The following is a 12,748-nucleotide window of genomic DNA, read 5'->3' as shown; positions in this document are numbered from 1 at the left end:
CGTGCTGGCCCCGAGCGGGCCCAGATCGCGACCGCACCGTGCACATATGCCGATAGGTCACGCACCTCGTGCCCTCCCCTTTGGGCCCACCTCCGTAGCGCTACTCCGCGCTCCCGTTTTGAAAGAGAGTTTCCCATGCGTTTCATCGCAACGTCCCGCACCGTCGCCGCCTGCGCGGCCGCCGGCATCGCTCTGTCCACCGCCGCTGCCACCGCCCCGGTCGTTTTCGCGCAGGACACCAACCCAGCGCCGACCGTGTCGGCCGCCAACATCGATCCCGCCCGCCTCGGCTCGATCACCATCAACAAGCGCCTGAACCCCGAGCAGATCCTTCCCGGCCTCGGAGTCGAGCAGCCTAATGCGTCGGGCAGCCCGGCGGCGGGCGTGACCTTCACCGCGACCAAGATCAACCGCAACATCACCACTCCGGAGGGGTTCGCTCAGCTCGCCGCCATGACCCCGGCAGAAGCTGCACAAAACCTGGACGTGACGGTAACTCGCACCGGCGACACCGGCGCTGACGGCCAGGTGCGGTTCGATGACCTGCCGGTTGGCGCCTACCTGGTTCAGGAATCGATCAACGGCCCCGTCACGGCAGGCGGCCAGACTCTGCAGCCCGGCCAGATCGTGTCCGGCCCCGCCTTCATTGTCTTCGTTCCCTTCACTCAACGGGGCGAGGCTGGTGGTACCTCGTGGAACTACGACCCCGTCGTCTACCCCAAGAACTCCTCGCTGACGACCGAAAAGAGCGTCGTCGATGCAGCCGACGGTAAGGGCGACAACGTCGGAGATGAGGTCAACTACCAGATCCGTTCGACCGTCCCGGCGGTGCCCGCTGGCCAGACGCTCGGTGAGTACCACATCCACGACCGTTACGATACGACGGAGCTCGGTAATGTCACGGTGGGTTCGGTGACTATCCAGGGCCGCGATGATGCGCTTGTCGAGGGGATTCACTACACAGTCGAAGATACTGTCCTCCCGGACGGCCGGGCGCAGAAGACGGTCGCGTTCACTGAGGCCGGCCGGGCGCTGCTAGCGGCGAACTCGGGTGCCACTGTCGTCGTGAACCTCACCGCGGCGCTCTTGGCGCTCGGTGATAACGGCGACGGTGAGATCGTCAACGAGACGCAGACCACCGGGTTCACCCGGGAGGGTGACGCCACGCACGAGTTTGAGACCCCCAAGGATGAGGTGGTCACCTACCTGGCCAGGGTGCAGGTGATCAAGCACGCAGAGGGTGACAAATCGCGCAGGCTGCAAGGCGCTGAATTCCAGCTGTACCAGGCTGATGCCTGCACCACGGAGGGCCTTGCTACCGAGACGCCGCTCACGGTGGGTGGCAACAACACGTGGGTCACGAACGCGGAGGGCGAGTTCATCATTGACGGTTTGCACGTCACCGACTTCGCCAACAACGCTGACGCGAAGCTGCCGAACTTCTGCCTGGTGGAGACCAAAGCCCCGGCCGGCTTCCAGTTGCTGACCCAGCCGATCGCCGTGGAGTTGCTGCACACCGAGACCCACGCGGCGGGGCAGACCGTTCCCCTGAAGACCATTGAGGTTGCTAACGTCCAGACCGGTACCCCGACACTTCCGGCCACCGGTGGCGCGGGTGTTGCTCTGCTTCTGCTCCTCGGCGCTGGCATCGTCGGTGGCGGTGTGTATGCCGCTCGCCGAAACTCCGCTGAGGCCTAAAGGTAGCGTTTTGGCCTTTCACGGCTGACGCGTTGCGAGGGGCCACGCTCCTGTGGCCCCCCTCATCCGGGGAGGCACCCCGGCACTTTTCCTACAACTGAACACATCAACCAACACAACCAGGAGTACGCATGAGCACCACATTCCCCAGCGGCCGCGCCGGAGGGAGGCACCGCACCGCGGCAGTTAAGCAGTCCGCGCTACGTCGCATCGTGGTGCCCGCACTCTTGGTCGTTCTTGGCTTAATCGTGATGCTGTATCCCGTCGTGGCGTCGCAGTGGAACAACCACGTGCAGCGCGGCGTCGCCCAGCAGTACCACGACATTATGGAGGAGCAAAAGGCTAACGAGCCCGAGTTCATCCAGCGCTCGCTTGTCGACGCACGCGTGTACAACGAAGAGCACACTGACGGTCCGATTCTCGACCCGTGGCTAGCCCGCGTGAGCAAAGACAACGGGGAATACCAGCACTACCTCAGTCAACTGTCTGGATTCCCTGCGATGAGCCAGGTGACCATCCCGGCGATCAACTCGAAATTGCCCGTCTACCACGGAACGGACGAATCAACGTTGCAGAAAGGCCTAGGCCACCTCTTCGGCAGTGCCCTGCCGATCGGCGGGGAAGGTATGCACTCCGTCATCACAGGCCACACGGGGATTACCAACGCGACACTGTGGGACAACCTCATCGATGTCAAGGAGGGCGACGACGTCTACGTCAGTACGTTCGGCGAACAGCTGAAATACAAAGTGTATGACATCGAGACAGTGTTGCCGAATGAGACGGACTCGCTGAAAGCGCAGGAGGGGCGTGACCTGCTGACGCTGGTTACCTGCACCCCGTATGGCATCAACAGCCACCGCCTCCTCGTTCACGCCGAGCGAGTCCCCTTCGATCAAGGAGATGAGGACATTGTGAGCGCCACAGGTGGGTGGACCATGCAGTGGTGGATGTGGCTGGTGCTAGCGGTGGCGCTCGCGGTCGCGGTCGGATTGACGTGGTGGATCCGGCGCACGCTCGCCGGGGAGAAGGAGAAGAGTGATGAACAGAACTAAACTCGCCGCGCTCATCTTAGCGGGTGCCGTAGTGTTGTCTCCCGCCGCAGAGGCCAAGACGGTGACGGGGAACGTTGACAACGTCGCCATCGAGTCGATCGACGCCGGACGCTCCGTCGATCTCACCATCTACAAGGCCCCGCGGAACCCGTACGACGAACCACCTCCCGGAGCGCTGCCTGACGGTGGCCGTGCTGGCTTCACCTTCGAACTGCGGCGCGTCGAAGGTGTTGATTTGACCACAAGCGAAGGTTGGGATCGCGCTTGCACCATGACGCTCGACGAGGCGCGTGCAGCAGCCACGGGTCCGAGGTTCACAGCGACGACAGACGCATCCGGCACCGCACGCTTCACCGACCTGCCGATCGGCCTGTACTACGTGGTGGAAACCCCGCCTGAAACAGCTGGTTATCAGTGGCGCTACGGCGGCCCGTTCCTCATCACACTTCCCATTGGAGATATGAGCGGCGAGCGGTGGCTTTACGACGTCGAGATCACCGCAAAGTCTGGCCTCACCTACGAGCCGGGTACTCCCACGACCCCGCCCACGCAGCCCCCACCTCCCGGCCCACCGCCTGTTCCGGGCCCACCGCCGACGCCGGGACCTCCACCAACGCCGGGACCAGGGCCGGGGCCTGGCACGTCGACGCCCGGGACAACAACACCCGAGGTGCCGCCGGGATCCCCGCCGGACGGGTCCACCCCAGAAATTCCAGGGACGGGACAGGATGGGACGCGTGAAACGCCTCGGCTCGCCAGCACAGGTGCGGGCGTGATCTCGATTGCGCTGATCGGTGGGCTGCTGATTGCGCTCGGATTAGTACTTGCTCGACGCCGCAACGGCGGCCAGTCGGCGGACTAGCCCCCCGCCCGGCGCAGCTGCTCGAGAAGCTCGTCGCCGTCGGCGCCGTAGATGGCGGGGACCCCGCGGTAGTCGCCGGGCTGCTCCATGGTGGTAGCGGTGCCGTGCGCGAGGAGGTGCTGCGGGGCGGTGAGCTCGCGCAGCGCCACCAGCTTCACGCGCCCGGGGTGCTCGGCGACGAGCCCTGAGTAGATCATGGGGTCGTGCTGGCCGTCGTCGCCCACGAGCGTCCAGGTGATACCGGGGAAGTCGATGAGCAGGTTGCGCAGCTGCACCCGCTTGTGCTCCGGCCCGGAGCGGAACAGGGCCGTCGGGGTGGGGCCCCAGTCCGTCAGCAGCATGGGCCCGGCAGGGAAGCCGTGGCGCTGCATGAAGTCGTGCAGCATTCCGTAGGTGTTCCAGGCGCCGGTGGAGACGTAGAACACCGGCTCGCCGGGGCCGTGGGCGGCGTGGAGGAAGCGTGCCATGCCGTCGACAGGGCGGCGGTTGGTGGCGCGCAGCACCCACGAGTTCCACGCGGCAAGCAGGGCGCGCGGAAGGTTCGTCACCATGATCGTGTCGTCGATGTCGGAGATGACGCCGTGGGTGACGTCGTCGGCGATGATGCGCACGGGGGCGGGGGCGGGGTGGGCGCTTAAGGGGGCGTCGAGAAGCGCCGTGTGCCATCCGGGCTCGAGGCCGTGGCCTTCGACGAGGGCGACCACGTAGCCCTGGTCGTCGGTGCGCGTGCGCACGGTGCGCGCGCCCAGGCGCACCGTGACGGGCATGTCGGGCACGGGGGTGGTCAAAAACTGCCGGTAGCCGCGCTGCGGGCGGGCAGCCGAGGCGTCGGCAGCGGGGTCGGCCATGAGCACGCGGCCCAGCACGCGGGCCCGCCCTGGGGTTCCGTAGCCCGTAAAGCCGGTCGCCGCGGGGATCCACGCTTTGCGCGCTTTCGCGCGCACGCCCGCGCGCCGCACCCGCGCCTCCACCCACCGTGCCGCATCCGCTATCGCCATGGGCACCAACCTTAATAAAGCGCACGTAGGGTAGGGGGCATGGTGGATGCAGTGGACGTGGATGGGGCCGTCGATAAGCTTATTGAGCTCTACGAACGCTCGTGCGCACTCGCGCGGGAGATCGTGGACTCGGGGGGCTACGAGCGCTACGACGACGTGCGCTACCCCACAATCAGCGTGAACATCAAGACGTGGGTGCCCATCGACCGCACCGAGCCCTTCGGCTACGTCGACGAGGCCGGCGTGTACTCCGCCGTCATCTCCCGCCCCGACCTCATGTCCAGCTACCTGCGCGCCCAGCTCGGCGCCCTGTGCGCCAACTACGACACCGAGATCACCGTCGGCTACTCCGACGTGCGCATCCCGCCCGAGTACATCCGCGGCGCGACGCGCCCCGACGGCGCCAACTCGATCCCCCGGCCCACCCTCGACTCGGTGCACGACGCCATCGTCGACGGCGACTGGGACGCCTTCCACGGCGCCGAGAAACCCCTGTTCCATTTCGGCCCGCAGCGCTTCGACATCGCCTGCGCCCGCCTCGAGCACTACACGGGCATCGAAGTGGACACGCTGCAGAAATACATCCTGTTCACCAACTACGCCATGCACGTCACCGAGTTCGTGCGCTTCGGCCTGCGCCAGCTCGCCGAGCCAGGCTCGCGCTACACCGCCCTGAAACTGCCCAGCGGCGAAACCGTCTCCGACACCGTCGCCTTCGAGGACCTCGACCTCGCCTCCCGCTACCAGATGCCGCGCTACGACCTCATCACCCCCGAGGGCGACGGCATCACCATGATTAACATCGGCGTCGGCCCCTCCAACGCCAAAACCATCACGGACTCCCTGGCCGTGCTGCGCCCCGAGGCGTGGATCATGATCGGCCACTGCGCCGGGCTTGACGGGCGCATGCGCATTGGCGACCTCATCCTCGGCAACGCCTACGAGCGCCACGACGGCGTGCTCGACGACTACATCCGCCCCGAGTCGCCCCTGCCCGCCGTCCCCGAAATCCAGCGCACCCTGGAAAAAGCCGTGCGGGAGGTCTACGGCGAGGACGCGGAGCTCATGCGCACCGGCACCGTCCTCTCCTCCTCCGACCGCAACTGGGAGTGGAAAACCCCGCGCGAACTGTGGGAATGGCTGCGCGGCTCCACGGCCGCCGCGGTGGACATGGAATCCTGCGCCCTCGCCGCCAACGGCTACCGCTACCGCGTGCCCTACGGCACGCTCCTCGCCGTGTCCGACCTGCCCCTGCACGCCGTGCCCAAACTGCCCGCCGCCGCGCAGGCGTTCTACTCCAACTCCAAGGAAGCGCACGTTATGTGCGCGGTGCGCGCCATGGAACGCCTCGCGGAAAACCCCGAGCGGCTGCGCACCCGGAAGCTGCGCCGCACCATCGGCGAGGTGCCGTTCCGCTAGCTTTGCGGTAGCTTCACCGTGGTGACGGACGACAGAACCCACTTCGCCGACCCTGCGATCGCCATGGCGCACCGCAGCGCGGTGCGCTCCATTCAGCGCGTCGTGGTGGAAACGGCCACGCCGACTGAGCCGCGCCGGGCGTTGCGCCAGGTCACCGAGCAGCTGGCGCGCGGCAGAGTGCTCGTGATCACCGGCGCCGGTATGTCCACCGAGTCGGGCATCCCCGACTACCGCTCCAAAGGAGGGCGCCTGACAAAGGGCCGCCCGATGACCTACCAGGAGTTCGCGCACGCCCCCGAGCAGGTCCGCCGCTACTGGGCCCGCGCCTTCGTGGGCATGCGCTTCATGCGCGCAGCCGCGCCCAACCGCGCCCACTTCGCGCTCACCGAACTCGAGCGCGCCGGGCTGCTCACCGGCGTCATCACCCAAAACGTCGACGGCCTGCACACCCAGGCCGGCACCCAGCGCGTCCTCGCCCTCCACGGCGACATGGAGCACGTCATCTGCCTCGACTGCGGCTACGAGGAAACACGCTCGCTTTTCGACGCCCGACTTGCCGCCGCCAACCCCACCTTTGTCGACTCCGTCGAGATCACCGGCTCGATGATCAACCCCGACGGCGACGTCGAGCTGCGCGCCAGCGACATCGAGCGCTTCCGCATGATCAGCTGCGTCCGCTGCGGCGGGCACCGCCTCAAACCCGACGTGGTGTACTTCGGCGAATCCGTCCCCAAACCCCGCCGCGCCGCGGCCGAGCAGTGGCTCGACGCCTCGACCAGCGTCCTTGCCTTGGGCACCTCGCTCGCGGTGATGAGCGGCTACAAGTTTGTCATCGACGCCCTCAAGCAGGGCAAACGCGTCGCCGTCATCAACGGCGGCCCCGGGCGCGCCGACCAGAAGGTGCAGACCCTGTGGCGCGCCAACGTCGGCGACGCCCTGGGCAGCGTCGTGGACGCGCTCGGTGTCTAGGGCGGGGGACGGAAGAACGCAACGGAAACGCCGGTTGCGGGCTCTGTGGGCTTAGGAGACGCGCCCGAGCGCCTCGGCGCTCGGCTCGTCCTCCCAGACCTCCTCGTCGAGGATGCCCTGGCGCTTGGCCACGACGGCGGCAACGACGGCTTGGCCGGTGACGTTGACGGCGGTGCGGCCCATGTCGACGATGGGGTCGACGGCGAGGAGGAGGCCCACGCCCGCCAGCGGCAGGCCCAGGGTGGACAGCGTCAGGGTGAGCATGACCGTCGCCCCGGTGGTGCCCGCGGTGGCGGCGGAGCCGAGGACGGAGACGATCACGATGAGCAGGTAGTCGGTGAAATGGAGGTCAATGCCGTAGAACTGGGCGACGAAGAGGGCGGAGATGGCCGGGTAAATGGAGGCGCAGCCGTCCATTTTCGTGGTGGCGCCGAGCGGCATGGCGAAGGAGGCGTACTCCCTGGGCACGCCCATCGACTCTTCGACGGTGCGCTGGTTGACGGGCATGACGCCCATGGAGGAGCGGGTGGCAAAGCCGAGGGTGGTCACGGGCCAGACGCGGCGGAAGAACTCGAGGACCGGCAGGCGGTTCGCGGCCAGGACGGCGGGGTAGAGGGCGAAGATGACCAGGGCGAGGCCGAGGTAGATGGCCAGGACAAACATGCCCAGCGAGCCGAGGGCTTCCCACCCGTAGGAGGCCACGGCCCGGCCGATGAGGGCGGCGGCGCCGATGGGGGCGAGGCGGATGATCCACCACAGGACCACCTGGATGACCTTGAGCAGGGACTCGGAGAAGGAGAGGAACGGCTCGGCGGCGTCGCCCGCCTTCATGGCGGCCACGCCGATGAGGAGGGAGATCACCAGGATCTGCAGGACGTTGAAGGAGAGGGAGACGCCGCCGTCGTCAGTCACGCTGCCGGTGAGGCCGAGGAAGTTGGCGGGCACGACGGACTGGAGGAAGCCGAGCCAGGAGCCGGTCGTGGACGGGTCGGCGGCCGCGTCGGGGCTGACGGTGGAGTTCGCGCCGGGCTGCAGGAGGGCGCCGACGGCGAGGCCGATGAGCACCGAGGCGAAGGCGGTGATGGCGAACCAGACGAGGGTGGTCACCGCAAGGCGGGCGGCGTTGGCCACCTTGCGCAGGTTGGCCACCGAGGTCACCACGGCGGTGAACACCAACGGCGGGATGAGGAGTTTGAGCAGCTGGACGTAGGTCGAGCCGACCCAGCTGAGGGTCTCGGCGAGCCAGTCGACGTCCGCGCTGCGCGCGATAAAGCCGAGGACGAGGCCGGCGACCAGGCCGGCGATGACTTGGGCTCCGAATCCGGTGGCCCATTGTGGTAGACGCATAGCGTTCCTCACTTAATAGACTAATCTGTCTGTGAATCCTTTACTCAGGCAGGAACACTACACCTCGCGCGCAAAAAACAACACATCTCGGCGAGCGTATGTAAGTGAACCGAACGGTCTGTGTCTGAGTAAAAGGTAAGGTGGCGCCTACGATGTTCGACCGAAGGAGACAGCCGTGATCTACGCCTTTGAGGGCACCCGCCCCACGATCCACCCCAGTGCTTACGTTGCCCCCGAGGCCACAATCATCGGCGACGTGATCGTCGGCGAGGACGCCAACATCTGGCCCGGCGCCGTGATTCGCGGCGACGTCGGCCGGATCCGCATCGGGGCGCGCACGAACATCCAGGACGGCACCGTCATCCACGTGGACACGGGCGCGGAGACGGTGCTGGACGACGACGTCACTGTCGGCCACATGGCGATGGTGCACAGCTGCCATGTGGAGGCCGCGTGCCTGATCGGCATGAGCGCGACGGTGCTCTCGCGCGCACGCGTGGGGGAGGGCACGATCGTCGCCGGGGGCGCGGTCGTGCTGGAAGGACAGGAGATCGCGCCGTTCAGCGTGGCGGCCGGGGTTCCGGCGAAGGTGCGCAAAAGCCTGGAGGAGGCGTCGCGGGCGGACCGGGTTGCCCACGCCGCGCACTACGTGGAGTTAGCGCGACGACACCGCGAGGGGCTCACGAAGCACGAGGTCTAGCGCGACGGCGCGGGCGATGTCGCGCACGACTTCGCGGTGGGTGGGGATCATGCGCAGGCTCACCCGCGTGCCGGCCGGCGTCCCGTTGCGCACCGCCCGGGCGAAGGGGGCGGGGGCGAGCGGGTCGTCGATGAAGGCGGACCCCGCGACGACGACGGTGTCGGGGGTGTGCTGCTCGTACAGTTGGGCGGTGAGCTCGCCGAGCTGGCGGGCACGCCGGGTGAGGGCAGGGCGCGTGGTGGCGCGGTGGGCGCTGGTGAGGGCGTCGCTAAGCGTGCGAATGCTGGGGATGCCGATGGCTCGGATGAGGCCGTCGGTGGTGAGGTCCTCGCGGGAGACGGGGACGGGCACGACCTCGTCGCCGGAGCCGACGGCGCAGGCGATGGAATCGTCGGCGAACAGCGCCATGATGCCGGGGCCGCCGAGGGTGTCGCGCGATTGCGCCTCGCTGCCCACGATCGCGGCGGCCGCCGAGGTCACCGAGACCGGCACGCCGAACTGCTCGCGCATGTGCGCGCCGATGTTCACTCCGTGCCAGTTGAGGTTGGGGGCGTAGACCTCGCCGTTGCTCGAGACGGTGCCGGAGGTGGTCACCCCGATCGTGGCCAGCGGCCTGTCCAGGCCCGCGCGCAGCCTGTTCAGGCCAGCCATGATGTGTTGGATGAAGTCGTCCTCGCTCAGGCGCGCCACGGCGATGTCGATGTCCATGCTGCGCAGGGCCTGCCCGCGCAGGTTAAACAGCGCCACGTACGTCGACGTCGTGCCCACCGCGATGCCCGCGTGGATCGCGCGCGGCGAGCCGAGCGTCAGGGGGATCGTGGGCCGGCCCCGCCCCCGAGCGCGGATGAGGTCGGTGCGCTCCGTGACATACCCCGCCACGACGAGCGCGGCGACGGCCCGGGTGATCGTCGGCTGCGACAGCCCCGTCGCCTCCACGAGCTCGCTTCTCGACGTCACCTCGCGCAGCCGGATCACATGGAGGCACTTCGCCGCGGGCGTGCTCGGGCGAGAGAAAACGGAGCCAGTTGGGATCATGTCTACATATTGTAGCGCTGCAATAGACCGCTTTGTCCGTCAACCCCGAAAATCGATTCTGGGCAGCGCATTTGCCGCGGTATCCTCGATGACGATGCTCGCGATGGAAGACAGCTCGGTCCGCATAGGTGTCACCTCGATGATGGGCACCCCGCGCCAATGGGCCTCGATGGGTAGGCCCGCCGCCGGGTAGACAACCCCGGAGGTGCCGACGATGACCACGGCGTCCGCCTCCGCCATGCGCCGCTGCGCCTCGGCCCACTCGCGCTGCGGCAGGGCCTCGCCGAACCACACGACGCCAGGGCGGACCAGGTTGCCGCACAGCGGGCACTCCGGCGGGGCGATCTTGGCGACGGGCTCGGCGGGAAACGGCGGCTCGCCGCGCCAGGGCCGGGAGCAGATGCTGCAGCGGAACTCGAACAGCGAGCCGTGCAGGTGCACCACGTCCTCGGACCCGGCCCGCTCGTGCAGGTTGTCGATGTTCTGGGTGGTCACCGTGACGCGCTTGCCGGGGGTGCGCGCCCACTCGGCGATAGCGCGGTGGCCGGCGTTCGGCTGCGCCGCGGTGACGAGCGAGGCGCGCCACAGGTACCAGGCGAACATTTCCGCGGGGCGGGTAGCCCAGGCGTCGATAGACGCGAGCGCAGTGGGGTCGACGTTTTCCCACAGGCCTGTCACGGCGTCGCGGTAGGTGGCGATGCCGCTGTCCGCCGACATGCCCGCGCCGGTGAACACCTCGATGTGGCGCGCGGCGGACAGGATCTCGGCGGCCTCCGAAATCGGTCTGCTCATGGCTTCCACCATAAGCTCAGGTGGGCAAATGCGGGTATGTTCACTAGACTCTCCGCTCATGAGTGTGGATGCCCAGGACGGCACGCTATGCGGCACGAACCAGGATGCACGTGGAGAGGGCCCGGTGACTCCTAGCCGGGCCCCGTCTCTCCTTGACGCCACCTGCGAAGACTTCGTCTACGACCTCGCGGCCCTCTCACCGACTCTGGCCAGCCGCGTGGGGGTGGAGGGCCACGACCACGAGCTGCAAGATTTCAGCCCCGAGTACTGGGATTCCGTCGCGGACCGCATCCGCGACCTCGTGGCCGACGTGGACGCGCTCAACGACGCCACCGACGACTCCGACGACGAGGACGACTTCGACGCCGTCGACCACCTCACCGCCGCGATCCTGCGCCAGCGCATGACCCTGGAGCTTGAGCTGCACCACCGCGGCGAGTACCTGCGCATGCTCAACAACATCGACTCGCCGGTGCAGAACATCCGCGACTGCCTCACCCTCATGCCCAAGGTGACCGAGGAGGACATCGACAACGTCGCGGAACGCCTCTCCCGCGTGCGCACCTCGCTGCAGGGCTACCGCGAGTCCCTGTCCGAGGCCGCCAGCCAGGGCAACGTGTCCACCCACCGCCAGATCGACGCCGTGATCAGCCAGTGCGAGGCCTTGGGGGGCGACGACTCACTCCTCGACCGCCTCGGCGTCCCGCCCGAAAGCGACGCCGTCCTTGGAGCCAAGGAGGCCTTCCAGGAGATGGCCGACTGGCTCTCTACGGAGCTGTCGCCCCAGGCCGAGTACGGCGACAGCGTCGGCCGCGAGCGCTACGAGCTCTTTTCCGAGTTCTTCCTCGGCGCCAAGATCGACCTCGACGAGGCCTACTCCCGCGTCATCGAGGACCTCCGAGAGATTGCCGCGCAGCAGCAGAAGATCGCCCAGTCCCTCTTCGGTTCCGACTGCACGGTGCAGGGCGCGTATCGACGCCTCAATGACGACGACCAGTACACCCTCCAAGGCACCGACCAGCTGCACGAATGGATGCAGCGCACCACCGACGAGGCGATGGGCATCGCCGCCGAGTGCTTCACCGTCCCCGACGAGGTCCGCCGCATCGGTTTTGCGGTGAACACCCAGGGCACCGGCGGGGTCTACTACACCCCGCCCACCGACGACCTGCTGCGTCCCGGCATCCTGCACTGGTCCGTCCCCGAAGGCCGCGATGTCTTCCACGCCTGGCAGGAAAAGTCCCACGTCTTCCACGAGGGCATCCCGGGCCACCACCTCCAGCACGCCATCGCCCTGTCGCGCCGGCCCGAACTCAACCTGTGGCGCCGCGCCGTGAACTGGAACTCCGCCCACAGCGAGGGCTGGGCCCTTTACGCCGAGCACCTCATGGACGAGCGCGGCGCCTTCGAGGACCCCGCCGCCCGCCTCGGCATGCTCAGTTCTCGTCGCCTCCGCCTCGCCCGCGTCGCCGTCGACCTCGGCGTCCACCTCGGCAAAAAGACCCCGGACAAGACCGGCACGTGGGACGCCCAGTACGCGAAGGCCTTCCTCCGCGACAACGCCGCCCTGCCCGAAACCGGCCTCGCTTTCGAGCTCGACCGGTACATGGGTTGGCCCGGCCAGGCCCCCTCCTACGCCGTCGGCTACCGCGCGTGGCTGCAGCTGCGTTACGACGCCCTCGCCCACGGCATGGACCTGCGCGAATTCCACGACCGCGCCCTGAGCCTCGGCTCGATGCCCATGGGCCTGCTCTCCCGCGAGGTGCTGCGGGACTAGGGGTGTCGCCCGCCGGTTTTCTCGCCCTTGACCTGGCATGTCTATCGCGCGACCTGCGCGCCTGCCATGACCGCGCCGACGCGTGTAGCCTCGGGC

General features: G+C 67.8%; 11 protein-coding genes. 7 read left to right on the top strand and 4 right to left on the bottom strand.

Annotated features, from left to right (window positions below; genetic code table 11):
- Positions 1–135 precede the first annotated feature (135 nt).
- From BLT81_RS10310 to BLT81_RS12780, 3 genes are all read left to right on the top strand, one after another.
- Entirely contained in the window at positions 136–1,698 is a 1,563-nt protein-coding gene (locus BLT81_RS10310; RefSeq protein WP_019193664.1) for a SpaH/EbpB family LPXTG-anchored major pilin, read from the top strand.
- 131 nt (positions 1,699–1,829) lie between these two features.
- Complete coding sequence (locus BLT81_RS10305; protein ID WP_019193665.1) at positions 1,830–2,753, top strand: class C sortase; 924 nt, start codon at positions 1,830–1,832, stop codon at positions 2,751–2,753.
- Complete coding sequence (locus BLT81_RS12780; RefSeq protein WP_155860800.1) at positions 2,740–3,615, top strand: pilin N-terminal domain-containing protein; 876 nt, start codon at positions 2,740–2,742, stop codon at positions 3,613–3,615. The genes BLT81_RS10305 and BLT81_RS12780 overlap by 14 nt, the downstream gene beginning before the upstream one ends.
- On the opposite strand, the gene BLT81_RS10295 is transcribed toward BLT81_RS12780, so the two are convergent.
- Positions 3,612–4,613, bottom strand: coding sequence for an App1 family protein (locus BLT81_RS10295; protein ID WP_040420984.1), 1,002 nt, complete (start codon positions 4,611–4,613; stop codon positions 3,612–3,614). The two genes, BLT81_RS12780 and BLT81_RS10295, sit on opposite strands and share 4 nt — an antisense overlap.
- Before the next feature lie 39 nt (positions 4,614–4,652).
- On the opposite strand from BLT81_RS10295, the gene amn reads away from it, so the two are divergent.
- Both amn and BLT81_RS10285 read left to right on the top strand, forming a co-directional pair.
- On the top strand, positions 4,653–6,032 hold the full coding sequence (gene amn / locus BLT81_RS10290) for an AMP nucleosidase (protein WP_083337271.1): 1,380 nt from the start codon (positions 4,653–4,655) through the stop codon (positions 6,030–6,032).
- 63 nt (positions 6,033–6,095) lie between these two features.
- Positions 6,096–7,001, top strand: a complete 906-nt coding sequence (locus BLT81_RS10285; protein WP_040421127.1) for a Sir2 family NAD-dependent protein deacetylase — start codon at positions 6,096–6,098, stop codon at positions 6,999–7,001.
- A gap of 51 nt (positions 7,002–7,052) precedes the next feature.
- Here BLT81_RS10285 and BLT81_RS10280 read toward each other — a convergent pair whose 3' ends face one another.
- On the bottom strand, positions 7,053–8,348 hold the full coding sequence (locus tag BLT81_RS10280; RefSeq protein WP_019193669.1) for a dicarboxylate/amino acid:cation symporter: 1,296 nt from the start codon (positions 8,346–8,348) through the stop codon (positions 7,053–7,055).
- A gap of 175 nt (positions 8,349–8,523) precedes the next feature.
- Here BLT81_RS10280 and BLT81_RS10275 point away from each other — a divergent pair, with 175 nt between their 5' ends.
- The gene (locus BLT81_RS10275) at positions 8,524–9,048 is read left to right on the top strand and encodes a gamma carbonic anhydrase family protein (RefSeq protein WP_019193670.1); all 525 of its coding nucleotides are present in this window, start codon (positions 8,524–8,526) and stop codon (positions 9,046–9,048) included.
- Here the strand turns inward: BLT81_RS10275 and BLT81_RS10270 are convergent.
- Entirely contained in the window at positions 9,004–10,083 is a 1,080-nt protein-coding gene (locus BLT81_RS10270; protein ID WP_040420985.1) for an ROK family transcriptional regulator, read from the bottom strand. The two genes, BLT81_RS10275 and BLT81_RS10270, sit on opposite strands and share 45 nt — an antisense overlap.
- 39 nt (positions 10,084–10,122) lie before the next feature.
- A complete protein-coding gene (locus BLT81_RS10265) occupies positions 10,123–10,875 on the bottom strand; it encodes an NAD-dependent deacylase (protein ID WP_019193672.1) in 753 nt (250 codons plus the stop codon).
- Between the two features lie 58 nt (positions 10,876–10,933).
- Between BLT81_RS10265 and BLT81_RS10260 the strand changes: the two genes are divergently transcribed.
- A complete protein-coding gene (locus BLT81_RS10260; protein ID WP_081582870.1) occupies positions 10,934–12,652 on the top strand; it encodes a DUF885 domain-containing protein in 1,719 nt (572 codons plus the stop codon).
- Positions 12,653–12,748: the final 96 nt, after the last annotated feature.

It is taken from the genome of Corynebacterium timonense, from assembly GCF_900105305.1.
Classification (GTDB): domain Bacteria; phylum Actinomycetota; class Actinomycetes; order Mycobacteriales; family Mycobacteriaceae; genus Corynebacterium; species Corynebacterium timonense.
Note: the sequence above shows the minus strand (reverse complement) of the source record. Positions and strands in the feature narration are given on the sequence as shown.